24 protein-coding genes are annotated in these 22108 nt (G+C 68.6%); 15 read left to right on the top strand and 9 right to left on the bottom strand.

What is annotated here, in order from left to right; genetic code table 11:
• Positions 1 to 663: 663 nt before the first annotated feature.
• Positions 664 to 1488, top strand: a complete 825-nt coding sequence (locus tag AB0C28_RS41470) for a histidine kinase (protein ID WP_358080887.1) — start codon at positions 664 to 666, stop codon at positions 1486 to 1488.
• Positions 1485 to 2156 (top strand): response regulator transcription factor, encoded by a 672-nt coding sequence (locus AB0C28_RS41465; RefSeq protein WP_357858261.1) that lies wholly within the window; start codon positions 1485 to 1487, stop codon positions 2154 to 2156. Before AB0C28_RS41470 ends, AB0C28_RS41465 begins: the two co-directional genes overlap by 4 nt.
• Positions 2157 to 2490: 334 nt before the next feature.
• On the opposite strand, the gene AB0C28_RS41460 is transcribed toward AB0C28_RS41465, so the two are convergent.
• Positions 2491 to 3183, bottom strand: coding sequence for a DUF998 domain-containing protein (locus AB0C28_RS41460; RefSeq protein WP_357858264.1), 693 nt, complete (start codon positions 3181 to 3183; stop codon positions 2491 to 2493).
• Between the two features lie 276 nt (positions 3184 to 3459).
• Between AB0C28_RS41460 and AB0C28_RS41455 the strand changes: the two genes are divergently transcribed.
• Positions 3460 to 3948 (top strand): Clp protease N-terminal domain-containing protein, encoded by a 489-nt coding sequence (locus AB0C28_RS41455; protein ID WP_358080884.1) that lies wholly within the window; start codon positions 3460 to 3462, stop codon positions 3946 to 3948.
• Between the two features lie 25 nt (positions 3949 to 3973).
• On the opposite strand, the gene AB0C28_RS41450 is transcribed toward AB0C28_RS41455, so the two are convergent.
• The 5 genes from AB0C28_RS41450 to AB0C28_RS41430 form a co-directional block, all read right to left on the bottom strand.
• Entirely contained in the window at positions 3974 to 4489 is a 516-nt protein-coding gene (locus AB0C28_RS41450; protein WP_358080881.1) for a DUF5994 family protein, read from the bottom strand.
• Entirely contained in the window at positions 4486 to 5349 is an 864-nt protein-coding gene (locus tag AB0C28_RS41445; RefSeq protein WP_357858610.1) for an acyl-CoA desaturase, read from the bottom strand. The genes AB0C28_RS41450 and AB0C28_RS41445 overlap by 4 nt, the downstream gene beginning before the upstream one ends.
• Before the next feature lie 256 nt (positions 5350 to 5605).
• Complete coding sequence (locus AB0C28_RS41440) at positions 5606 to 5995, bottom strand: lipopolysaccharide assembly protein LapA domain-containing protein (RefSeq protein ID WP_358080878.1); 390 nt, start codon at positions 5993 to 5995, stop codon at positions 5606 to 5608.
• 466 nt (positions 5996 to 6461) lie between these two features.
• On the bottom strand, positions 6462 to 6755 hold the full coding sequence (locus AB0C28_RS41435; RefSeq protein ID WP_357858275.1) for a hypothetical protein: 294 nt from the start codon (positions 6753 to 6755) through the stop codon (positions 6462 to 6464).
• A gap of 536 nt (positions 6756 to 7291) precedes the next feature.
• Positions 7292 to 7543 carry a hypothetical protein gene (locus AB0C28_RS41430; protein WP_358080875.1) on the bottom strand — a complete coding sequence of 84 codons (252 nt, stop codon included), beginning with the start codon at positions 7541 to 7543 and terminating at the stop codon, positions 7292 to 7294.
• Between the two features lie 244 nt (positions 7544 to 7787).
• On the opposite strand from AB0C28_RS41430, the gene AB0C28_RS41425 reads away from it, so the two are divergent.
• From AB0C28_RS41425 to AB0C28_RS41390, 8 genes are all read left to right on the top strand, one after another.
• The gene (locus tag AB0C28_RS41425) at positions 7788 to 8333 is read left to right on the top strand and encodes a methylenetetrahydrofolate reductase C-terminal domain-containing protein (RefSeq protein WP_358080872.1); all 546 of its coding nucleotides are present in this window, start codon (positions 7788 to 7790) and stop codon (positions 8331 to 8333) included.
• On the top strand, positions 8330 to 9241 hold the full coding sequence (locus tag AB0C28_RS41420; RefSeq protein WP_357858284.1) for a methylenetetrahydrofolate reductase: 912 nt from the start codon (positions 8330 to 8332) through the stop codon (positions 9239 to 9241). Before AB0C28_RS41425 ends, AB0C28_RS41420 begins: the two co-directional genes overlap by 4 nt.
• Positions 9242 to 9341: 100 nt before the next feature.
• Positions 9342 to 10769: an SAM-dependent methyltransferase gene (locus AB0C28_RS41415; protein ID WP_358080866.1), complete on the top strand. Its 1428-nt coding sequence runs from the start codon at positions 9342 to 9344 to the stop codon at positions 10767 to 10769.
• Positions 10769 to 11845, top strand: a complete 1077-nt coding sequence (locus AB0C28_RS41410; protein ID WP_358080863.1) for a hypothetical protein — start codon at positions 10769 to 10771, stop codon at positions 11843 to 11845. The genes AB0C28_RS41415 and AB0C28_RS41410 overlap by 1 nt, the downstream gene beginning before the upstream one ends.
• On the top strand, positions 11842 to 13083 hold the full coding sequence (gene metK, locus AB0C28_RS41405; protein WP_358080860.1) for a methionine adenosyltransferase: 1242 nt from the start codon (positions 11842 to 11844) through the stop codon (positions 13081 to 13083). The genes AB0C28_RS41410 and metK overlap by 4 nt, the downstream gene beginning before the upstream one ends.
• Positions 13080 to 13970, top strand: coding sequence for a formyltetrahydrofolate deformylase (gene purU, locus AB0C28_RS41400; RefSeq protein ID WP_358080857.1), 891 nt, complete (start codon positions 13080 to 13082; stop codon positions 13968 to 13970). The genes metK and purU overlap by 4 nt, the downstream gene beginning before the upstream one ends.
• A gap of 21 nt (positions 13971 to 13991) precedes the next feature.
• A complete protein-coding gene (locus AB0C28_RS41395) occupies positions 13992 to 14984 on the top strand; it encodes a carbohydrate kinase family protein (RefSeq protein ID WP_358080854.1) in 993 nt (330 codons plus the stop codon).
• Positions 14985 to 15127: 143 nt separating this feature from the next.
• Complete coding sequence (locus AB0C28_RS41390; protein ID WP_358080851.1) at positions 15128 to 16030, top strand: VOC family protein; 903 nt, start codon at positions 15128 to 15130, stop codon at positions 16028 to 16030.
• Here the strand turns inward: AB0C28_RS41390 and AB0C28_RS41385 are convergent.
• Together AB0C28_RS41385 and AB0C28_RS41380 are read right to left on the bottom strand one after the other, a co-directional pair.
• Entirely contained in the window at positions 16020 to 17354 is a 1335-nt protein-coding gene (locus AB0C28_RS41385) for a helix-turn-helix domain-containing protein (protein WP_358080848.1), read from the bottom strand. The genes AB0C28_RS41390 and AB0C28_RS41385 overlap by 11 nt on opposite strands.
• Before the next feature lie 435 nt (positions 17355 to 17789).
• Positions 17790 to 17930 (bottom strand): hypothetical protein, encoded by a 141-nt coding sequence (locus AB0C28_RS41380; protein WP_357858303.1) that lies wholly within the window; start codon positions 17928 to 17930, stop codon positions 17790 to 17792.
• Positions 17931 to 18025: 95 nt separating this feature from the next.
• Between AB0C28_RS41380 and AB0C28_RS41375 the strand changes: the two genes are divergently transcribed.
• The 3 genes from AB0C28_RS41375 (at position 18026) to AB0C28_RS41365 (ending at position 20293) form a co-directional block, all read left to right on the top strand.
• Positions 18026 to 18487: a nuclear transport factor 2 family protein gene (locus tag AB0C28_RS41375; RefSeq protein ID WP_358080845.1), complete on the top strand. Its 462-nt coding sequence runs from the start codon at positions 18026 to 18028 to the stop codon at positions 18485 to 18487.
• Between the two features lie 29 nt (positions 18488 to 18516).
• Positions 18517 to 19128: a TetR/AcrR family transcriptional regulator gene (locus AB0C28_RS41370; protein WP_358080842.1), complete on the top strand. Its 612-nt coding sequence runs from the start codon at positions 18517 to 18519 to the stop codon at positions 19126 to 19128.
• Between the two features lie 457 nt (positions 19129 to 19585).
• The gene (locus AB0C28_RS41365) at positions 19586 to 20293 is read left to right on the top strand and encodes a response regulator transcription factor (protein WP_357858312.1); all 708 of its coding nucleotides are present in this window, start codon (positions 19586 to 19588) and stop codon (positions 20291 to 20293) included.
• 199 nt (positions 20294 to 20492) lie between these two features.
• Here AB0C28_RS41365 and AB0C28_RS41360 read toward each other — a convergent pair whose 3' ends face one another.
• Entirely contained in the window at positions 20493 to 21653 is a 1161-nt protein-coding gene (locus AB0C28_RS41360; protein WP_357858315.1) for a monooxygenase, read from the bottom strand.
• Between the two features lie 227 nt (positions 21654 to 21880).
• On the opposite strand from AB0C28_RS41360, the gene AB0C28_RS41355 reads away from it, so the two are divergent.
• Entirely contained in the window at positions 21881 to 22078 is a 198-nt protein-coding gene (locus AB0C28_RS41355; RefSeq protein WP_358080963.1) for an MMPL family transporter, read from the top strand.
• The last annotated feature ends 30 nt before the right edge of the window (positions 22079 to 22108 follow it).

The following is a 22108-nucleotide window of genomic DNA, read 5'->3' as shown; positions in this document are numbered from 1 at the left end:
CCGTGCTGCCGAGATCACCTAGTGCTTGAGAACGAGGGGCCGGCAGGTCATCCTCGCGACCTAGTCCTGAAGAGCCTGCAGCTCCGTCACGACGGCCGATGTGGGACGGACGGGGCAGGCGTGACAATGTGCCGGTGGAGACCAGTGAACGACGGCCGTGGTGGCGGTGTGTGCTCGACCTGTACAGCCGGCTGAACGAGGACGACTCGGCCCGGGACACGCCCGAGCGGAGCAGCGACGGAGCTCCGCGACTGTCCCGCCGGGCGCTCGCCGCCGACGTGGTGGTCGCGATCGCCCTGACGGTCCTCGCGGTGACCGCTGCGGCGCAGTATCCAGCGATCGGCGCCGCCGCACAGCAGCCCGGAGTGATCGAGAGCCTGCGGCTCCGGGCTGACCCCCCACCACCTCCCCGTGTCCTGCCCCAGAGCCCGTCAGAGCTCTTCGGTCATCCGCTTGTCCAGCTTCCATCCCACGAGGCGCCCGCATTCCTCGTGGCGCTGACGGCGTTGCCGCTGGCAGTGAGGCGCCGGTACCCGCTCATCGCCTTCTGGGTGGTGCTGGTGGCGGCGCGCCACACACGCGGACGCGACTTGGATCACAGTCCTGACGTGCACGATCGCCGCGTACGGTGCCATCGTCCACAGCCGCAACCGGGTCCTGGCGATGGGTGGCCTGCTGCTCGCGGGCGGGCTTCTCGGCGCCGGTTTCGGGGACATCGCGCCCGCGCCGCCCGGCTGGATGGGCCCGTTCTTCGCCCTGCTGAGCGCCGGCGTGCTCGGAAACTTCGTCCGCTTCTGGCGGCGCCGGCTCACCGAGATACGACAGGAGCAGGCGGACGCCATGCGCCGGGCCGTCGCGGAGGAACGCTCCCGGATCGCCGCCGAGCTCCACGATGTGGTGACCCACAATGTCAATGTGATGGTGATCCAGGCCGGCGCCGCCCGCAGCGTGATGGACGCGGAGCCGGAACAGTCGAAACAGGCGCTGCTCGCCATCGAGTCCGGCGGCCGGGCCGCCATGGCCGAGCTGCGCCATGTCATGGGCCTGCTGGCCGGCCCGGGCGGCGAACGCCTCGACGGGCCTGTCGACGGGTTCGAACCCCAACCCGGGCTCGACCAGCTCGACGCCCTGGTGGAACGGGTCCGCGCCGCCGGAGTGCCGGTGGACGTCGCGGTGTCGCCGCCCGGGCCGCTGCCCCCCGGGATCGACCTCGCCGCCTACCGCGTCGTACAGGAAGCCCTCACCAACACGATCAAGCACGCGCCCGGGGCTGCCGCGTCCGTGAAGATCGGCCATGGCGGCGACTGGCTGGAGATCGAGGTGGCCGACACCGGCGGTACACGCAGAGCCGAGCCCCGGACCGGTGGCGGGAGGGGGCTGCTCGGGTTGCGTGAGCGGCTCGCCGTCTACGGCGGAACCCTCGACGCCGGACGGACGGCCGAGGGCGGATTCCGGATCAAGGCCCGCCTCCCGTGGAGGACCGCATGACCGAGCCCTTGCGCGCCGTCATCGCCGACGATCAGGCACTGGTCCGTACGGGATTCCGTATGATCCTCACCGCCAACGGCATCGACGTGGCGGCCGAGGCCGCCAACGGGGACGAAGCCGTCGCCGCGGTCCGCCGGACCAGGCCCGACGTCGTGCTCATGGACATCCGGATGCCGCAGATGGACGGCCTCGAAGCCACCCGACGGATCCTCACGGGCGGCAATGAGGACACCCGCGTGCTGATCCTGACCACCTATGACCTCGACCATTACGTCTACGCTGCGCTCACCGCGGGCGCGAGCGGGTTCCTGCTCAAGGACGTCTCACCCGAGCACCTGGTGGCCGCGGTACGTCTGGTGCGCTCCGGCGACGCTCTGCTCGCACCCACCATCACCCGCCGCCTGGTCGAGCGTTTCGCCCGCCGCGACAACGTGAAGCCCACCCTCCACCGCGACTTGTCGGACCTGACGCCTCGGGAGCTGGACGTGCTGCGTCTGCTCGCCACCGGCCTGAGCAACGCCGAACTCGCCGGCCAGTTGTCGCTCAGCGTGGCCACGGTGAAGACACACGTCGCCAGCATCCTGTCCAAGCTCGGCCTGCGCGATCGTGTCCAAGCCGTGGTGGTCGCCTACGAGACCGGCCTGGTCTCTCCCGGCGGCACCGGATGACGAGAGACGGACTGTGGCTGCAGGGTGTCTCATGAATGATCGATTTCGCACAAGATCAGCGCTGGCCGGAGAAGCGCCGCCACCGGCGCGAGGGTCGTCATCGGCTCCCGCCGCCCAGCATCGGTCGAACGCGCCCTCGCCGAACTCCCCGACAACGCCGCCGGCCTCACTGTCGACGTCTCCTCCCCCGAGGACCTCGCGCGGTTCTTCGACCAGATCGGGCCGTTCGACCACTTCGCCTACACCGCCGCGGAGAACCTCACCTCCGTCCCTCTGGCGGAGTACACCGCCGAACCACCGGTAGGTCAGCCACTTCGGCATCTGAACCACCCGCTCAGGGTTGCTGACGTGCGGCCCGGTTCCCTCCCACACGCAGGAGGCCGCCGGGCGTCCGGATGAAGTGGATCGCCAGCAGCATCAGCCAGAGCCAGCCGATGCCGACCGTCAGGCGCTGGATCAGGCCGCCGACTTCGACCAGACCATTCACCTGGAGAGAGGCCGCGACGAACAGGACGAACCCGATGGAGAACAGGATTCCGCTGAGTGCCGAATACAGTGCCCATCGGCCTTCGCCCCAGCCCGCGAAGCGCCGAGTGAACACGAAGCAGGCGACGGCCAGCGCCAGGAACCCGACAAGGGAGATCTTGCCGTGCAGGTCGCCGTGGAGGGTGGGGGGCACGGTGAGTGCCGGGGTCCCCGGCGGATAGCCGCTGACCGGATCGTCCAGGAAGACGCCCGCCCCGATGAGCCCCGCTCCCCACAGGGCGACGAGCAGCGATCCCCAGGCCGACTGCCGTCCGCGCTCTCGCAGCGCGCCGGGCAGGGCCAGCGCGAAGACGATCACGAGCACTCCGGCCAGAAGGAAATTGGCCTGCTGTATCCATCCGAGCCTGCTGCCCAGTTCCAGAGAACTGCCCGCATGACGGATCGGGTCATAGCCGTCGCGGACGGCTCCCTGGATGAGGAGAACGAGCATGAACAGCGGTCCGGCGACCACACCGCACAGCAAACCGATCTGTTTGAGCATGACGTGCCTCCAGGAAACCGACGATGACGCGGTGTCTGTCAGTTTCACTTGACAGAAAGGTCGTGTCAAGACAAACTGACAGACATGGGATCGAAATCCTGACGCAGCGCATCGAAGCACACGACCCGGCCCTCGGCCTGCGAGCCGTGGGAGTGCTGCACCCACTGGCCGAACAGGTGAAGACCGCAGCCGGCACCCACGCCCGGAGACAGGGACGATCATGGGAGCAGATCGGTGACGCGCTGGGCATGTCGCGGCAGTCCGCGCATGCCCAGCATGGGAAGTGAGGACACCGTGTTCGAACAGTTCACCGGCAGCCCCTTCGTGGTCGTCGTCACCGCCGCCCGGGAGGAGGCGCGTCGAGGGGGCGCCAAACGCATGGGGACCGAGCACCTGCTGCTCGGCCTGCTCCACGAGACCGGCTCGGACTCTGTACGAGCCCTTCAGGTCGATCTGGACGCCGCCTACGCAGCCTTGGAGGCACTGGACCGTGAGGCCCTGCGGGCCATCGGCATCGACCTCGGAGACCTCGTCACCGATCTAGGAGTGCCCTCCCGCAAGTACCCGCCGATGACCTCCACCGCCCAGGCCGTACTGACGAAGGCCGTCAAGGCCGCGAAGGCCAGGACCCGCGACATCGACACCAGGCAGCTGCTGCGCGCGCTGCTGGAGTTGAAACGTCCCGACCCGGCGGCGGAGCTGCTGGCGCGGCTGGGCGTGGATCACGCGGCCGTATCGCGACGCCTCGCGCGGGACGGCTCCTGACCGCACGCCATCCCAGGCAGAAGGATCAGGCTGTAAGGTACCCGCGGGCGGGCTGTCGGCTCTGGCCGCCTTCGTTGTCCCAGTCGACCAGGCTCGGCTCATGCTCGGTGGTGGCGTCGGCGGGGCCGTTCTGGTCTGCGGCGGTGAGGATGTCGCCGGGGCGGATACGGCCTCGGCATCGGGTGGCCATGCCGAGGGCCTTGTCGGCGGCGGGGGGTGTGGTGTCGGGTGGGATGACGAGCAGGTTGATGTGTTCGATCCCCGGGATGATGAGGTTGATCATGTGGGGGTCGATGGCGCGGAACCAGCCCACTTTGACCTGGCGGCCTCGGGCGGTGATGCGGTGCGGGGATGTTTCCCAGGTGTCCATATGCAGGCCCACGCGCAGGACCCGCCGCTCCAGCCGCTGGTCGATGGCGGCGATCAGGGCGGGCAGCTCCGCGCCGGCGTCGTAGCTGGCGGGCCACCACGCCCTGTCCACCGCGCCCCGGCGTGTGAGGGCAGGGTCCGGGCTGAGACGCACCTTGTCAGGGCTGGTCATGGGAAGGGCTCGCGGCGTCGTGCGGCCAGGCGCGCCGGCGTCGGCCAGCGTACCTCGTGGACCCAGCCGAACCGTTCCAGCAGCCGGATCAGCCGGGCGGAGATGTCGATCTGGCCGGGCAGCACGCCGTGCCGGGCGCAGGTGGGGTCGGCGTGGTGGCCGTTGTGCCAGCTCTCGCCGAACGACAGGATCGCCAGCGGCCAGAAGTTCGCGGCCCGGTCCCCGGCTCGGGTCTTCAGCGGCCGCTCGCCGAAGACGTGGCAGACGGAGTTGATCGACCAGGTGACGTGATGCAGCAGCGCGATCCGCACCAGAGCGCCCCAGAAGAACGCGGTCACCGCGCCCTGCCAGATGCCGGTCACCGCCAGGCCGATGGCGGGTGGCAGCAGCAGCGAGGCCGCGACCAGCGGCCCGAACAGCCGGTCAACCCGGCCGATGCCACCGTCGTCGAGCAGATCCTTGGCAAAGCGATCCCGGTTGGTGAGGTCACGCCCGAACATCCAGCCGACATGCGCGAACAGCAGCCCCTTGGCCAGACCGCGCACACTGCGGCCGTAGCGCCAGGGTGAGTGCGGGTCGCCGTCACGGTCGGCGAAGGCGTGATGGCGACGGTGGTCGGCCACCCACTGGATGACCGAGCCCTGCACGGCCAGAGACCCGGCCACGGCCAGACCGATCCGCAGCCACCGCCGGGTTTTGAACGCGCCGTGGGTGAGATAGCGGTGGAAGCCCACCGTGACGCCGAGCCCGGTCAGGACGTAAGCCGTGGCGGCGATCGCCACGTCGGTCCAGCTGAGCCCCCACCCCCAGGCCACCGGCACGGCGGCGGCCAGCGCCGCGAACGGCACCAGCACGAACATCCAGAACGCGACCACCGCCGCGACCGGTTTGCGCCCGTCGATGAGCGGAGCCGCGCCGCCTCGGTCCTGATCGGCGGCGCCAGTACCTGTCGAAGCCATGCCAGCTCTGCCTCCCCGTCGAACAGCGGTGCGCCTTTGCGCTCCGGGGATACAGTTCGCCTGCCCATGCAGGAGGCCGCGACGCCGCCCTCAGCACTGGCTTGAGACTGCCAGGGCCACTCTGTGGCCAAATCTTTGGCGCCGGAGAAGGCCGCTGTCAGCGGTTTTGGCGGCGGCGTGGACGGGCAAGGCGGCGGAGTTGGGTGATGCGGGCGGTGCCGAGCACCAAGGTGAACAGGATCCCGCTGATCATGGCGATCAGCATCGCGACCGCCAGCGGCAGCGTTCCGTGCAGGCCGAGGAAGGACACCTGCGTAGCAATGGTGTTCTGCAGCATGAACACGATGAAGGCGATGGACACGAGCGCGGCGGCCCAAACGCCCGCCCAGGCCACGCTGGTGCGGGTGACGGGCACCGGCCTGGAAAGCTCGGCGCTTGGGTCCGGCTCCGCGGACGCTACCGGCGAGTTCTCGCCCTGGGGCACATCGGCTTCAGCCGTCTCAGCAGATGCCCCGGATCTGGAACGGAAGCGGTGCAGGATGTCCATGACAGCCCTTTCAATGAACCGGCCTTGGCAGGCACCTCAAAGCGGCGGGATGTCGTCGTTTCCGGATACCTCGACTGTACGTCGCACTCACCCGGCATGCGAGGTGGGCGCTAGCCAGAGCGGCCGACCAGGCGGTAAGTGCCAGGTCCTTATCGGGCCTGCCGTCAGCCCGGATCCCGCGCGCAGCAGCTGCACACGCCCCGAGGCTCAGGAGGCCCGCCGCGCCCAGTCGCTTGACCCGCTCGATATTCCGGCCAACGGATCGCCCCCGCGACCTCGACCGGCGTCTGCCATGCGAAGGGCCTCTGCGCTCGGCGTCGGTGTGAATTCCCAGCCACCGGGGACACTGCAATGCCTACGGATCCCCTACATGAAGGCTGACATAAAAAATCGCCCGCGCCATGGCGCGAGAATCTTCTCACACACCACAGCGCAGGTTGAGCTTTTCGCGACGTTCAGATGGTGATCAGCTCTTATCGCGAATCACATCGTAGTTGGAGAACTCGATCGGGCCCTCGCACAGTCTGCCCATGTGCTCGTTGAACCGGTCGGTTTCCGGCAGCTTGCTGTTACGCTGGGCCTCCTCGTAGGAGGAGAACTCCACGACGGCCACGTAGTGATCGGGGCGATCGCGGTGCTTCGCCACGACCTCGCGTCTTACGTAGCGGGTGCCCTCGGTCTGCGTCCGCCACTCGTTCATGAGCGACTCGACTTCCGTGGCGCGTTTGGTATCGAATTCCAGAATCTGTACGAAGCTCATAAGAGCCTCCCTTTTTTCTTGGCTTGCGTTTCTTATTCAATACCCATTCGAAATAAATAGCAAGGAGGTTTCGCACAAATGAGCGAATTCCGCTCTCGGCATAAGGTGGTGGGAGGTTCGCGCAGGTGAAAATCTCCGGCCGATTTTGCGACCGGCGGGACCTAAAAGCCGCGATCCGGCCGGTCAAGACGATGCACTGGCTTCTCTCGATAGATCTCACCCGGCCTCGTCTGCACCGCTGGGGGCGGAGGTCGCCGACACGTATGCATCAGGCGAGGGCTTCGCGCGGTGTTGGGCCCCAATTCAAACCCCGGGAGTGAACCGCCCCGGGTTTCGTGGAGGCCCTGAAGTCAGCAAAATCTTGCTGACGGAAGGGAGAATCACACGACGATGCCAGCCCCGAGGAAGTACCCCGAGGGCCAGGAGGCCCGCCGGATCGGGGCGTGTCCAGTCAGAGCCGAAGACCGTACAGTCCCAGGAAGGCCGTACTTCTTTGGCCGGCAGCAGCTCCATAGACCCTGCGCCAAATCCCCCTGTCAGTCCTCGATGGCCGGCAGCGAGCGCACGTCTCGTACCGCCGGCCGGTCCCGCTGGCCCATCGGTACTGCGCGCAGGGCCATTCGTGCGGCTTGTACGACCATGGTTGTGCGGCGCTTGTCCGGCAGGTCGTCCACCACGCTTGCGGCCGCTCGCATGCCCTCGTCCACGTTGCCGGCGACCACGGTGCATTGCACGGTCAGCAGCTTGGCGATGGCCGGAAACCGATAGTCCGGGTTGGAGGCGATCACTTGGTTCCGCGCCTGGCCCGCTCGCTCGATGTCGCCTGCTTCTAGGCACCTCACGCCCAACATCCGGTCGCCCTCGACGCCTGAGCGGAGACAGTAAGGCGCGGTTGTGAGCTATCACAATGAACGTCCCCTCAGTGTTGGTGTGCGGGCCTAAGACACGCGTTGACCACTCTGGCAGCCTCGATCTCAGCGGTGAGCGGCCCTCGGGCCGCGTCGGCAGCCGCTCATCCGGAGGGAGTTGGTCGTGGGCGAGCAGCGTGCATGTGGGGATGGCCGGCCCCGCCCCGTGGTTCCCCGGCTCGAAGCTCGGGTCAGCTACGCCCTGCACCCTGTTCTTGCCGCCAACTCCCTGTATCGGAGGCTCGGCGCCTGGCTCGAACGCAGGCGGCTGGCCTACCGGTGGTTCACCAGGGTGGAGCGGGTGGCGAAAGAGCGGTTGTACGGCTGCCGTATGTGCGGTCAGTGCGCGTTGCCCGACACCGGCTACACCTGCCCGATGACCTGCCCGAAGCAACTGCGCAACGGCCCATGCGGCGGTGTGGCCGCCGATGGCCGCTGCGAGGTCCATCCTGAGCTGGCCTGCGTCTGGGTGATCGCGTTCGAGCGGGCACAGGGCGCCGGGCACGGCTCCGATCTGGATCTGTTGCAGCGCCCGGTGGATCATCGCGAATGGGATCGCAGCTCGTGGGTGAACTACTGGCAGGGGCGCGACGACGGGCTGGGGACCGCGCCCAGCAAGGACGAACCTCGTCCGTTGCTGCGACGCGAGTTGGGGTTGAGGCCGCGATGAGCGGGCTGCGTGCCGCATTCGAAGCGGGCAGGTTCGCCGTCACCGCCGAGATCGGCCCGCCGAGAGGGGCCGACGCGGAGGCGGTCACGCGTAAGGCGGATCTGCTGCGGGGCTGGGTCGACGCCGCGAACATCACGGACAACCAGGGGGCGAACGTCAGGATGTCGAGCCTGGCCGGGAGCGTGCTCGCCCAGCGCGCCGGTGTCGAGCCGGTGATGCAGCTGACCTGCCGCGATCGTAATCGGATGGCGCTGCAGTCGGACCTGCTCGCGGCGGGCGCCCTCGGCATCCCGAACCTGCTGCTGCTGACCGGCGACCATCCCCGGTTCGGCGACCATCCCGAGGCCAAGCCGGTCTTCGATCTGGACGGGCTGCAACTCGTCTGGGCCGCGCGCACCCTGCGGGACGACGGCGTGCTCATGTCCGGCAAGACCGTCTCCCAGCGCCCGGTCTGGCTGATCGGCACGGTCGAGAACCCGTTCGCGCCTCCGCTGGAATTCAGGGCCCGCCGGCTGGCGAAGAAAGTGGCCGCGGGCGCGGAGTTCGTCCAGACGCAGTACGTGTTCGACTTCGAGGTGTTCGAGCGCTGGATGGCGGACCTGCGGGATCTCGGTGTCACCGAACGCTGCAAGATCATGGCCGGGGTCGGCCCGATCCGCTCACTGCGTGCCCTGGAACACCTGAGCACTGCCGTCCCCGGCGTGCGTATTCCCGACGAGGTCGGCCGGAGGTTGCGCGGGGTGCCCGCCGACCGGGTCGAGGAGGAGGGGATGCGGGTGTGCGTGGAGACCGTGCAGCGGCTCGCCGCGATCCCCGGCGTCGCGGGCGTGCATCTCATGGCGCTCGGCTTCGAACACGGCGTGCCCGACATCTTGCGGCGGGCCGGTATCCCCGGTCGCCGACCGTAGCTTTCCGATCAGAACCGCCACCACCCGATGGAGGGCACAGGTCATGCTCGTCGACTTCCGGCCTCACTCTCAAACCAGCGGTACGAGTCCCCTGGACCTCATGACCTCGCTCGCACCCGTCATCGAGGCGTTGCAGGAGGTCTCCATGGACCTCGGCAAGGTCCGGCTCGTGTGCGACTGGGTCCAGTACAAGTCGAACTTCCGCAACGCGGTCGACGTCCGGGCGATCCTGCCGCGCCCGGAGCTGAGCGCTGGGCCCGGCCCCGCCATCGTGCCGCTGGGCGTCCGGGACGACGACATAGAGATCGCGGTCGACGTACGACGCAGTCCCGGCATGTCCGTCGCGCAGGTCACCGCGGCACTGCGGCGAGAGAGCAGTCGCATCTGGCTGGAGGACTGGGGGCTGGGGAGCCGCAGTTGCGTGTGGGACTTCAACGCCCGCTACTGGAAGGACCTGGACCTGTGGGAGAAGTCCACCGGTCGGGGATACGAGCAGGCCCTGCCGGGCGGTGTCAGCGACGCGCACAACCACGACGCCGCGCGCGCGGTGATCCGTGACCTCTTCGAGGTGTGGGACGCGCTGGCCGACGGTGACGCGTTGCCCGAGGAGCTCTACGTCGTCGAACTCGGGGTGGGCAACGGCACCCAGGCGAAGGTTTTCCTGGACGAGTTCCGCGTCCTCGACGCCGGGCACGGACGCGACTACTACCGGCGCCTGCACTACATGATGTGCGACTACTCCCCGCATGTGCTCGACCTGGCCCGCGAGGCGGTGGGCGAGCATCGGGCGCGGATCAGCTCGTTCGCGCTCGACGCCACGGCGCCGTCTACCACGCTCGGTTTTCTCAAGTACAAGGTCTTCCTCGTCTACATCTCCAATGTCTACGACAACCTGCCGACCGATGAGGTCGCCCAGCTGGGTGGCCGGACCTACTGCGTCCAGACGCGCGCCTACCTCAACGACACCGACGTGGCCGGGCTCGCCGAGTCGGTGGGGGTCGCAGCGGATGAGCTGCCGGCTCTGGTGCACAAGCTACTGCGGCTGGGGCCGGGGCTGCTGACCGAAGCCGATCCGGCCCGGTTCGCCGACGTGGAAGCCGCCGTCGCCTTCTGGCGGGCGGTGTGGGACGTGGTCCGGCTGGAGGAGCGCTACGTGCCGCTGCCTGGTCTCGACTTGTACTCCCTGGCCCCGGCCATGAGCGGGGAACTGCTGCGGCCGCTACTCGAATCCGGCGCTGACATCCGCATGCATGTCAGCAACGGGGCGGTGGCGAGCTTCGCCGACAGCCTGAGACTTCTGCATCCGTTCGGCAGGCTTGTCTGCCATGACCTGTTCGTCACCGATGTGCACGCGTACCGGGCGAACTTCCGAGGGCCGGGAAAGTACGAGGGGTCCGTCGTCAACTGGGTCAACGGACCACTGCTGGCGCATGTGGGCCGGCGCAACGGCTTCGACGTGCACTACGCGCCCTTCGCCCATCGGGTGGGCGGGAACATCGTCACGATGACGGCGCAGGTGAGGGACTGATGCCGGAGCTGATGAGCGGACTACCGCTGCTCCCCACCAGCGTCGTGGGGTCCTACCCGGTGCCGGAGTGGATGGAGCGGTTGAAGACCGACTACTACCGCGGCCGGATGAGTCACGCGCAACTCCAAGATCTGCACGACATGGCGATCAAGGCAGCGCTCCGCGACCAGGAACTGGCCGGTATCGACATCGTTTCCGACGGCGAACTGCGCCGCGACAATGACATCGACTACTTCCTGGCCAGGATGCCGGGCATCGACATCCCGCGGACCTCGAAGGACTTCTACTTCGACTACTACGAGGCCAAGGTCAGCGAGCGGCTGCCCGTCCCGGTCACGGCGCCGATGATGCTGGCCGACGACTTCGCCTTCACCGCCGAGCAGACTTCGGGGCCGGTCAAGTTCTCCTTCACCGGGCCGTTCTCGCTGTCGCGGCGAATACGGAACGAAGCGTACGACGACCCCCGCGAGCTGGTGCTGGCGATTGCGCGTGTGCTCAACGGCGAGGCACGTGCGCTGGCCGCACGCGGTGCGCGGCTCCTGCAGATCGACGAGCCTTTCCTGGCCGGATACCCCGGTGAGGTGGAGACCGCGATCAGAGCCGTCAACATCGTGACCGAGGGCGTCGACGTCACTTGGGCGCTGCACATCTGTTACGGCAACCGCTACGCGCGCCCTTCATGGGAGGGCCATTACGACTTCTTGTTCCCCGCGGTGCTCGACGCCAAGGTCGACCAGTTCGTCCTGGAGTTCGCCCGCAAAGGGTACGCGGATCTGCCAGTGATCGAGAAGTTCGGCTCGGGCCGCACGATCGGGCTCGGCGTCATCGACGTCAAGTCCGCCGAAGTGGAGGCCCCGGAGGCGGTCGCGGCCGGAATTCGGAGTGCGCTCAGTTTCGTCCCGGCCGACCAGTTGGTCATCAACCCCGACTGTGGACTGCGCAACATCTCCGCGCCCCTCGCCAGGGCCAAACTCGCGGCCATGGTCGCCGGAGCCGCCACGGTGCGGTCTGAGCTGACCGGCGCCGTCCACCCCCTGAACCCGCTCAAACCATCGCCACAGGAGCCTGCGCCATGAGTCAGCCGGGAATCGACGACGACTATGTGTTCACCTCCGAGTCCGTGACCGAGGGCCACCCCGACAAGATCGCCGACGCGGTGTCGGACGGCGTGCTGGACGCGGCGCTGACCCTCGACCCCAACTCCCGGGTCGCCTGCGAGACCCTGATCACCACTGGCATGGTCGTCCTGGCCGGGGAGATCACCACGCCGCAGGTGCTCGACTACACGCGGATCGTCCGGGACACCATTAACCGGATCGGCTACGACAACGGCGACTACGGCTTCGACGGTCACTCGTGCGCCGTCCTGGTGGCGCTCGACAAGCAGTCACCCGACATCGCGCAGGGCGTCGACCTGGCGCACGAGCACCGCAGCGACCGCTCCGGCGACGAGCTCGACCGCGCGGGCGCCGGCGACCAGGGCATGGTGTTCGGCTACGCCACCGACGAGACGCCGGAACTCATGCCGATGCCGATCGCGCTGGCGCACCGCCTGTCCCGCAGGCTTGCCGCGGTGCGCAAGGACGGGACGCTCGGCTACCTGCGCCCGGACGGCAAGACGCAGGTGTCGGTGCGCTACCAGGGTGATGTCCCCGTCGGCGTTGAGCAGGTCCTGATCTCGACCCAGCATGCCGAGGAGACGCCCCTGGAGCAGATCCGCGAAGATCTCTGGCGTCATGTCGTCTCCGAGGAACTGCCGGCCGAGCTGTACGACGCCGACGTCCTACACCGTCGCCTGCTGGTCAACCCCACCGGCAGGTTCGTCATCGGCGGCCCCGCGGGTGACGCGGGCCTCACCGGACGCAAGATCATCGTTGACACGTACGGGGGATTCGCCCGGCATGGCGGCGGCGCCTTCTCCGGCAAGGACCCATCGAAGGTCGACCGGTCCGCCGCCTACGCGGCACGCCACGTCGCCAAGAATGTCGTCGCCGCGGGCTTGGCCCGCCGGGCGGAGGTACAGGTCGCGTACGCCATCGGGGTGGCCAGGCCGGTGTCGGTGCTCATCGAGACGTTCGGCACCGAGCGGGTGAGCCGTTCGGTGATCAGGAAGCTGGTGGCCGAGCACTTCGACCTGCGTCCCGCCGCGTTCCGCAAGTACCTCGGGTTGCACAGCCCCATTTACCGCCAGACCGCCGCTTACGGACATTTCGGTCGTATGGACCTCGACCTGCCGTGGGAGCGGACCGATCGGGCCGATCTGCTCCGCCGGGCGGCCGCGCTGTCCGCCGACTCCGTCCCGGCCACGCTGTGACCCCCACGGAGACCCCCACGGGGACCCCCACGGATCCAGATGTCGGCCGGCTGGTCGTGTCCTGCACCGACCGGCCGGGTATCGTCGCCTGCGTCTCGTCGTTCCTCTACCGACGTGGCGCCAACATCGTGCAGTCCGACCAAGATTCCACCGGGGCCGCAGGCGGCCGCTTCTTCCTGCGCGTCGTATTCCGCCTGGCGGGGCTGGACAAGGAACTGCCCCGGCTGGAACAGGAATTCCAGGAGGACGTCGCGGCGCGGCTCGGCGCGGACTTCCGTTTCCGCGCCGCCTCCGCGCCGACCCGGGTGGCGCTCTTCGTCTCGCGATACGACCACTGCCTGCTGGACCTGCTCTGGCGGGCCCGCCGGGGAGAGGTCCCCATCGAGGTGTGCCAGGTCATCTCCAACCATCCGGACCTCGCCGACGAGGTGGCCTCGTTCGGCGTGGCGTTCGAGCACATCCCGGTGACCAGGGCCACCAAACCGGCGGCCGAGCAGCGCCAGCTCGACCTCTTGCGAGGCCGGGTCGATCTGATCGTGCTGGCCCGCTACATGCAGGTGCTTTCGGCCGACTTCCTGGACCGGGCCGGAGTACCGGTGATCAACATCCACCACTCCTTTCTGCCCGCCTTCGCCGGTGCCGGGCCGTACGAGCAGGCCAAGGAGCGCGGCGTGAAGCTCATCGGGGCGAGCGCGCACTACGCCACCGAGGAACTCGACGAGGGACCGATCATCGAGCAGGACGTCGTCCGGGTGTCGCATCGCGCAAGTGTGCAGGAGCTGACGCGGCGCGGCGCCGACATCGAGCGGACTGTGCTGGCCAGAGCCGTGGCCTGGCACTGCGAGGACCGCGTCCTGGTGAACGGCCGCACCACAATCGTCTTCTGACCGTATCGCTGAGGAGTAGCCGTGTCCGTAGGGAGGACCGCCGTGGTCGGATCGATCGCCACCGACCACCTGATGCACTTTCCCGGCCGCTTCGCGGAACATCTGGTGGCCGACCGGCTCGATCGGGTGTCCCTGAGCTTCCTGGTCGACGATCTTGTCGTCCACCGTGGCGGGGTCGGCGCGAACATAGCCTTCGGCATGGGGGTTCTGGGGCAACGACCGGTGCTCGTGGGAGCGGTTGGCGCCGACTTCGCCGGCTACCGGGCGATCCTGGAACAGCACGGCGTCGACTGCGGCGGCGTCCTCACCGTCGAGACGGCCCACACCCCGCGCTTCACCTGCACGACCGATGACGAGCAGTGCCAGCTCGCGTCGTTCTACCCGGGGGCGATGACGGAGACGAAGAACATCTCCCTCGCCCCGATCGTGGAGCGGTACGGCATCGAGCTGGTGCTGGTCGGCGCGAGCGATCCAGGCGCGATGGTCGCGCAGACCAACGAGGCCAGGGCACTGGGCGTGCCGTTCGCCGCCGACCCCTCGCAGCAACTTCCTCGCCTCGACGGCGACCAGTGCCGCGCGCTGGTCGACGGCGCACGCTACCTCTTCACCAACGAGTACGAGCTGGAACTGCTGATTCGCAAAACCGGCTGGAAGGCCGACGAGCTCACTGACCGGGTCGGCCTGCGAGTGACCACCCTGTCCGACCGAGGCGTCGACATCGTGAGCCGCGACGGCGGCTCACTGCACGTCGGCGTGGTGACGGCCCGGACGATCGCCGACCCGACCGGCGTCGGCGACGGATTTCGGGCCGGCTTCCTGGCCGGCGGGAACAGCGGGCTGGGGCTGGAGCGGGCCGCTCAGCTCGGGGCGCTGGTCGCCACGCTGGTGCTGGAGACGAACGGTGCCCAGGAGTGGGTCATCGACGCCGACACCGGCGTGGCCCGGCTGCGTGAAGCCTACGGCGAGCAGGCGGCGGCGGACATCGAGCCGGTGCTACGTGCAGCCCCGACCTGAGCGGCGGCGCCGACTTTCCGCCAAGCATTCTTGCCGTGGCCGCCGGCTTTCCGGCCACGTACCTTGCCATGGCCGCCGGCATTCCGGCCACGTATTCTTGTCGTGGCGCACCCTGTGCGCCACGAAGTGCAAGGAGATGCGGCATGCGAAGCCTCGGGTACGTCGGCGTGCAGTCCGCGTCGGCGCGGGACTGGCTGGACTTCGGGCCGCGTGTCTTCGGCTTCGAGACCTACCAGCTTCCGGACGGCACGGTCCGGGTGCGCTGGTGCGACCGGTCGCACCGCCTCGCGATCCACCCGGGCGACTCCGATCGGCTGCTCTATCTTGGCTGGGAGATCGGCTCCGAGGAGTCACTGGAGGACGTCGCGGCCCACCTGAGCGCCGCCGGGTTCGAGGTGACGGCGGGTTCGGCGCGTCTGGCGGCGGCCCGCTCGGTCGAGCGGCTCATCGCCTTCATCGACCCCTTCGGCCTTCGGCACGAGTTCTTCGTCGGCCCGCAGGAGACGGCGGGCTCCTACCAGGGGCAGCGGCCGACGTCGCGGACCGTCACCGGAGCGCTCGGCCTCGGCTTCGTCGTGCTGTGGGTGCCCGACCTCCAACGGGGGCTCGACTTCTACACCAATGTGATGGGCATGAAGGTGTCCGACGCGATCAACCTCGGCGCGCACCTCGGCGAGATGTGGTTCCTGCGCTGCAACCCGCGCCACCACAGCATCGCCCTGCTGGAGGGAACCGGCTCTCTCCGGCTTGAGCACCTGATGATCGAGGCGACCACGCTGGAGGAGGTGGAGATCGCGTGGGAGCTTGCCCGACGCGAGATGGACGCCTTCGTCAGCCCCGGCCGCCGGCTGTCGGACAACATGTTCCTGTTTCGCGTGCACACCTCGACCGGCTTCAATGTCGGCTACGGGTGGGGTGCGACCCAGGTGGATGACGAGGAGAGCTGGATCCCGCGGTACATCGACTCGTCGACCGGTGCGGGCGTCGTCTATTCCGCCGCCGCCGTCGTGACGGCGAGTGACCCTTCCGCCGAGGTCAAGCACTGACCTCAAGGGCATCGATGATCTCCAAGGCGACCTGCACGGCGAGGCGGTCGCGATAGGTGTTCAGGTCCAGCCCGGTGATCTCCTCGATCCGGTGAATTCGATAGGTGACCGTGTTGGGATGCACGTGCAGGAGCTTGGACGCCCGTTGCGGGCTGTTGTTCTCCTGGAAATAGCAGATCAGCGTGGCGATGTACTCCGAATGGTGCTTCTTCTCGTGGCGCAGCACCTCGCCGAGGATGTCAGTGGCGAACTCACGCAGCGTCTCGATGTCGGGCACCTGGAGCAGCAGGCGGCTGATGCCGAGCTTGTCGAAGGCGACCACGGCGCCGCGCCGGCCGAGCCGCCGGATCACCTCGATGGTCCGCCGTGCCTCCTCGTACGAGCGAGCGATGTGCGCCGGTTCGCGGAACGCGCCACCGACGCCGATGGACACGCCGACATCGGGGAACAGCGCCCCGAGTCGCTGCATGCACAGAGCGCCGAGCTGCTCAGCCCTGGTGGTCGAACCCGGCGAGGTGTTCTCGGTCAGCACCACGATTACCTCGTCGGTGCGTACGGAGGTGATCGCATCCGGCGACTGGGCGAGGAACAGGCGGGCAGCCGCACCGGCGGCGCGTTCGGCGACGAGGGCGCTGCGCTGGGTGTCGCTCGCTGGGGACTCGAGAATGATCGACAAGACGCGGTGCTCACGCTCGGTGTCGTAGCCGAGATGTTGCGCCCAGCGCGTGACCTCGTCGTTGTCCCGGCCCGATCCGGACAGCAGCCCTTCGACGAGATCGTCACGGACCTGGCTGGCCGCCGAGAAGAAGACCCGCTCGCGGGCCAGGATGACCCCACAGATCGTCGCGGCATGCTCGGCGATCAGCAGGTCGATGTCCTCGCCCTGGTCGGGGGCCGCCGCGACGAGTGAGACGAGATAGGCGGGCACGGTGTCGCCGACGAGGATCGGGGCCACTATGCGGGCGCGGCCGTGCGCCGGGTCGGGCAGGCGGAGCGGGTGGCGGGACCTGCCGGCGCTGGCGAGCATGTGCGCCAGCCGGGGATGGATCAGATGGTCATGGACGTACTGGATGGCGCTGCCGTTGCTCTGTCCGGGTGAGGCGGCGGCGAGGATGCCCATCTTGTGGCTGATGACAGCCACCGTCACGTCGGTCCGCTGAGCGATGAGGTGGGCGACCGTGGCGATGTCGGCGTCCTGAAGAGCTAGTCCGGACAGGTGACGGTAGATCTCCACCAGGTCGCGAAGAGTCCGGTTCTCCTGGGTGATTTCGGTAGAACCGCTGGTGACACTGGTTCGGCCGGTGAACGGTGACTCTGCGGCCATGAGCGATTCCTAAGGTCGAACGCCAGGGTGCCATGTGCTTGTTTCGGGTGGGCACCGCCTTGCGATGGGGCCCCCGGTAACGATCGCGAAACCGCCCATTTGCGCAACGACCCACCTCTTGACGCTTATGTAGCCGCAGTGCAGCATTGAATTCACAACTATTATACATTTTGTCCCATTATCGGACAACGGTGCAGTGGATCGATCCGGCCTTCCAGAGGTACGACAGTCCAGTCGTCGTGATCGGGTGGCCGCCGTGCGCGGGACCGGTGCGGCCGATGGCCGTTGTAGTGATCGGCATACTCGGTCAGCGCTCTCCGGCGGCCGGGCCGGTTCGGATACGCCCATCGGCGTCGGAGAAGGCGTCGGCGCCAGACGATCAGCCGCTATGTCACGGCTTCGCCTCCGTCCTGCTGGGCGCACGAAAGATCGAGGTCAGGAGTAACCGGGTCCCACCCGCGGCTCGTGGAACCGCCGCCCGCCGAGCGTCTCGGGGTCATACGTCGCCGGGCGCAACGTCATGGGCAGGGCGAACATGGGGAACAGGCCGAGGCCATGGAAGGCGGTGGCCAGCATGGCGCCCTGGCTTTACGGAACACATCGTCGTAAACTTTCGCGACAGGATGTTCCATAAAACGCAGGCAAGCCTGCAGTGAACCGACAGGATTCTCATGACCTCACCCGTCGATCGCGCCGAGCTCATCGAACTGCTCAGCCACTATGCCGACATAGCGGATCTGAAGGAGTTCACCGAACTGCCCCGCCGTATCTTCACCGACCCGCTCACCATCGACTTCGAGTCGGTCACCGGCATGCCGCCCATGACCGTTCCGCTCAGCGAATACCTCGACAACGTCCGCGCCGCCTTCGCGCCCTTCACCGCGACCCACCATGCCATCACCGGCCACGTCGTCGAAGTGCACGGCGACAGCGCCACCGTTCACGCCCACGTTCGCGCCGACCACTGGCTTCCGGGCGAGCTCCCCGGCGACAGAGCACGTCACTGGCTGGTGGCCGGCTTCTATGACAACGAGGCGGTACGCACGCCGGACGGCTGGCGCCTCACAAGCGTCAAGCTCACCGCGACGCACCAGGAGAACACTCCCACCCCGGCCCCCGAGCAGGCCCGCTAGCGGCAGCGCGCCGAGGGAGGGCGGGCGAGATGCCGAGGATCCGGGGAGCCAGCATCGAGGAGCACCACGAGCTGGTATGGGCCGACCTCGCCGAGGCGATGCGGCACCTGCTGCTGGAGCGCGACTACGAGACGATCACCATGGGTCATATCGCGGCCCAGGCCGGGCTCGCACGCAACACGCTGTACAACTACGCCGGCGACAAGAGCACGCTGGTCCTGGCGCTGACCCGGCGGGCGGCCCGGCCCGTGGTCGAGCGGGTGGCCGCGATCGCGGCGCGCGGCGCCGACCCGGCCACGGAACGGATGCGGGAGATCATAGCGGTGGTCCTGGAGGCGTTCACGGACCAGATCCTGCAGCTGATGTTCCGGCCGGGCTCCGGTCCGCCGGGCGCCGAGGCGTCGAAGGAACCGGACGGCCCGTTCCACGCGATCGTGGTCGAGGTGGAGAACGTCGTCCGGGCCGGCATCGCACGAGGAGAGTTCCGCGACGTCGGCGACGTGCAGCTCACGGTGGAGTTGCTGTCGGGCGTCATGCGCGCGGGCGCCGAACGCATCGGCCGTACCCCGGCCGCCTTCGAGGTCACGGTCCGGGCAGCGCGAGAGATCATCCTTGCGTCACTGACCCGTCGCCCGAACTAGACCATGCCGAAAATCCACAGCCCGCGAGCGACCGACGTGTGCTTGGTCCGGGCGCCCAGGCCATGAACGGGGAGGCGTTCCGCGTCGAGCCGCACCGGGACGCGCCGCCGAGATCATCGACACCCCAAGCGAGAACGGGTTCCAAGGCGCCCTCATGTACGCCGGCCCGCGCACCACCGTCGACCTGAGCCTGGCGGCCGGCTCCTGCCGGGTCCACATCGTCGTGCACGACAGCGGCCCGCCCGACGCCGAACCCGCGTCGGCGGCCAACCGGCCTGAGCGCCGTTCTAACAGTCGTCTCAGGTTCGCTCGGTATGAAGTAGGCATCACCGGGCGACGCGGGTCTCGGCCTCGCAGGCATGGCCGGACGCGCCGCGCTCTACGCCGGCACGGTCAGCGCCGGCCTCGCATCGGACGACGGCTGGACCGTCTACGCGACCCTGAAAGGCAGCCATTCATGATCTCTGTGCTCGTGGTGGACGCCCAGCCGCTGCAGCGCTTCGGGTTTCGCATGCTGCTGGAGAGCGCCCCCGACACCGAGATCGTCGGCGAGGCCGAGAACGGCGCCGAGGCCGTTCGGCGGGCCACCGAGCTGCATCCCGACGTGGTGCTGATTGACATCCGCATGCCGGGCGTCGATGGGATCGAGGCCACCCGGCGCATCGTCGCCGCCGGTGGGCGTTCGCGGATCCTGGTGCTGACGACGTTCGACGTGGACCGGTACGCGCTCGCCGCGCTGCGGGCCGGGGCGAGCGGTTTCCTGCTGAAGGACATCCACCCGGAGGAACTGCTCGCCGGCATCCGGGCCGTCGCCGCCGGGAACTCGGTGATCGCGCCGGCGCTGACCCGGCGGCTGCTCGACGCGTGCGCCGACCGGCTCGGCGATGACCTCTGCGGGCCCGTGCGGGCGGATCCCCGGCTGGGCTCCCTGACCGGCCGCGAGCGCGAGATCCTCGTCGCCATCGGCCACGGCCTCACCAACAGCGAGATCGCGCAACGGTTCACGCTGTCGGAGTCGACGGTGAAGACCCACGTCGGGCGGGTCCTCGCCAAGATCGGCGCACGGGACCGGATCCAGGCCGTCATCCTCGCCTACGACCTGAGACTCACCCGGCCGGCCGATTCAGCGCTTCATCTCGCGCGTCCGTCGGGGGCGCGACCGTAGTTCCCAGCCGCACCGCTCCGGGCCGATCCACTCCGCGTGATCGAACCGCTCCGCTGCCGGTCCGCCTGCAGCCGCCCACGTCACCGCCCGTCCGACCTCCACGACACCGCACGGGTGTGAGTTCAGTGCGGACGTGTGTGAGCTCAGAGCTGTTTTCGGCTTGTTGACCTCAGTGAGCTCACACACGTTCGACGCTTCGTCAGGACTTGCGGGGGGAGACCGACATGATGCCCGTGCACATCTCGTCGCTGGTGCCGTCGCCCCACACCACGTAGCGCGGTGGCAGCTTGCTCAGCCGCGGCAGCAGTTTGCGCAGCCCCGCGTCGTGCGTACACGTCACCCGCAGCGTGTCCCCCGGGCCGACCTCCACCGGCGAGGGCAGCTTCATCAGCCGCTGGTTGTCGAAGTCGAACTGCGGCACGTCCAGCACGACCTTGGCCTTCGGCGTGCCCGGGTTGAGTTCGACCTTGATGGCCCGCCCGAGCAGGTGCATGTGGCCGAAACCGGCGAACAGCGTCGTCGGCGCCTCCACCTTGTGATCGCAGGTCTGGGTGTCACCGGGCTTCGGCGCGCCACCCCGGTTGCACTCCTCCACCTGACGGTCCGCCATCTCGCCGACATCCGGCCCGAACCGCTTCGTCACATCCGCGATCGAGGCCGCCCGGTCACAGAGCGGACCCGACTCGTCGGCGGCGCAGGGCAGGTCGATCGGCGCGTCGAGCGACCACGTCTCGAGTTCCCGGGTCTGCGGCGTGCCGTCCGTCAGCCGCAGCCGCACCGCCGAGCGGTCCGCCCCGGCCGGCTTGCCGTCGGTCACGAGCAGGTTGTAGTGCATCTGGAGGACGATCAGGCTGCCCGGCTCCAGCTTGAAGCCGGCGTCGTGGTCGAGCAGCGTCTCCGTGGCGCCCGGCGCCCAGGTGTCCACCCACGCCGCGTCCCCCTCTTCCACCTCGGCGCCGGCCACGCCGGTCCCGCCGAAACACCGCCAGCCGAGGCCGGGGGTCTTCGCGTCATGCTCGCGCACCGCGGCAGCGCCGCCCGGCGGCACCGCGTACACGATGGCGTGGTGCGCGATGGGGACGTTCTCCGGCATGACCTGGGTTCCGGTCAGGAACGCCGCCTTGCTCAGGCCCGGATCGATCACCTGGCACCGGTACTCGTCCGTGCCGCCCTCCGGCGGCACGGGCGTGTAGGCCTGGGCCATCTTCAGGTTGACGAACCGCTCGCCGGCCCGCAGCGGCTGCGGTGGAGCCGATGGCCTGCCCGCGTGCGCGCCGTGCGAGCCGGCCGCGGCGGGCGCCGCTCTCTTGTCGGCGTCCGACCCGCAGGCGGCGACAGCGAACGCCGTCGCCAGCGCCATGGTGGCCGCCCCTAACCTCCGAAGTGGACTCTCAGGTTTCGTCATAGCCCTGAACGCTAGGCCCGATTCCGTCCCGTTTCGTCGTACTGCGGTCGTCATCTTCGGGAGGGAGGTAGTACCACGGTACTTCTCTCCGGAGCGCCGTTCGACGGCCAGGGCCTCAATATCACCTCGGCAGGCCTGGTCCTGGCGGCGCGTTCGCGGTCCTCGCCACGCTTCCGCTGGTGATGCCGATCGAGGTCGGGCTCCTGGTCGCCTTCGGCGTCCTGCTCGACGCCCTGCTGGTGCGGTCGGTCCTGGTGCCCGCCCTCACCCTGCTGATCGGTCGGCGGATGTGGTGGCCGAGCCGGCTGTCCCGACCGGTGGAGCTGCCGGACCGTCAACGGCCGCTCGTGGACGATGAGGAGCCCACGCTGCAACGGTGAGTGCGGCGGCACGGACGAGATCCGGGACGG

It is taken from the genome of Nonomuraea sp. NPDC048892 (genome assembly GCF_040649735.1).
Classification (GTDB): domain Bacteria; phylum Actinomycetota; class Actinomycetes; order Streptosporangiales; family Streptosporangiaceae; genus Nonomuraea; species Nonomuraea maheshkhaliensis.
This window is presented reverse-complemented; position numbering and strand designations above follow the sequence as displayed.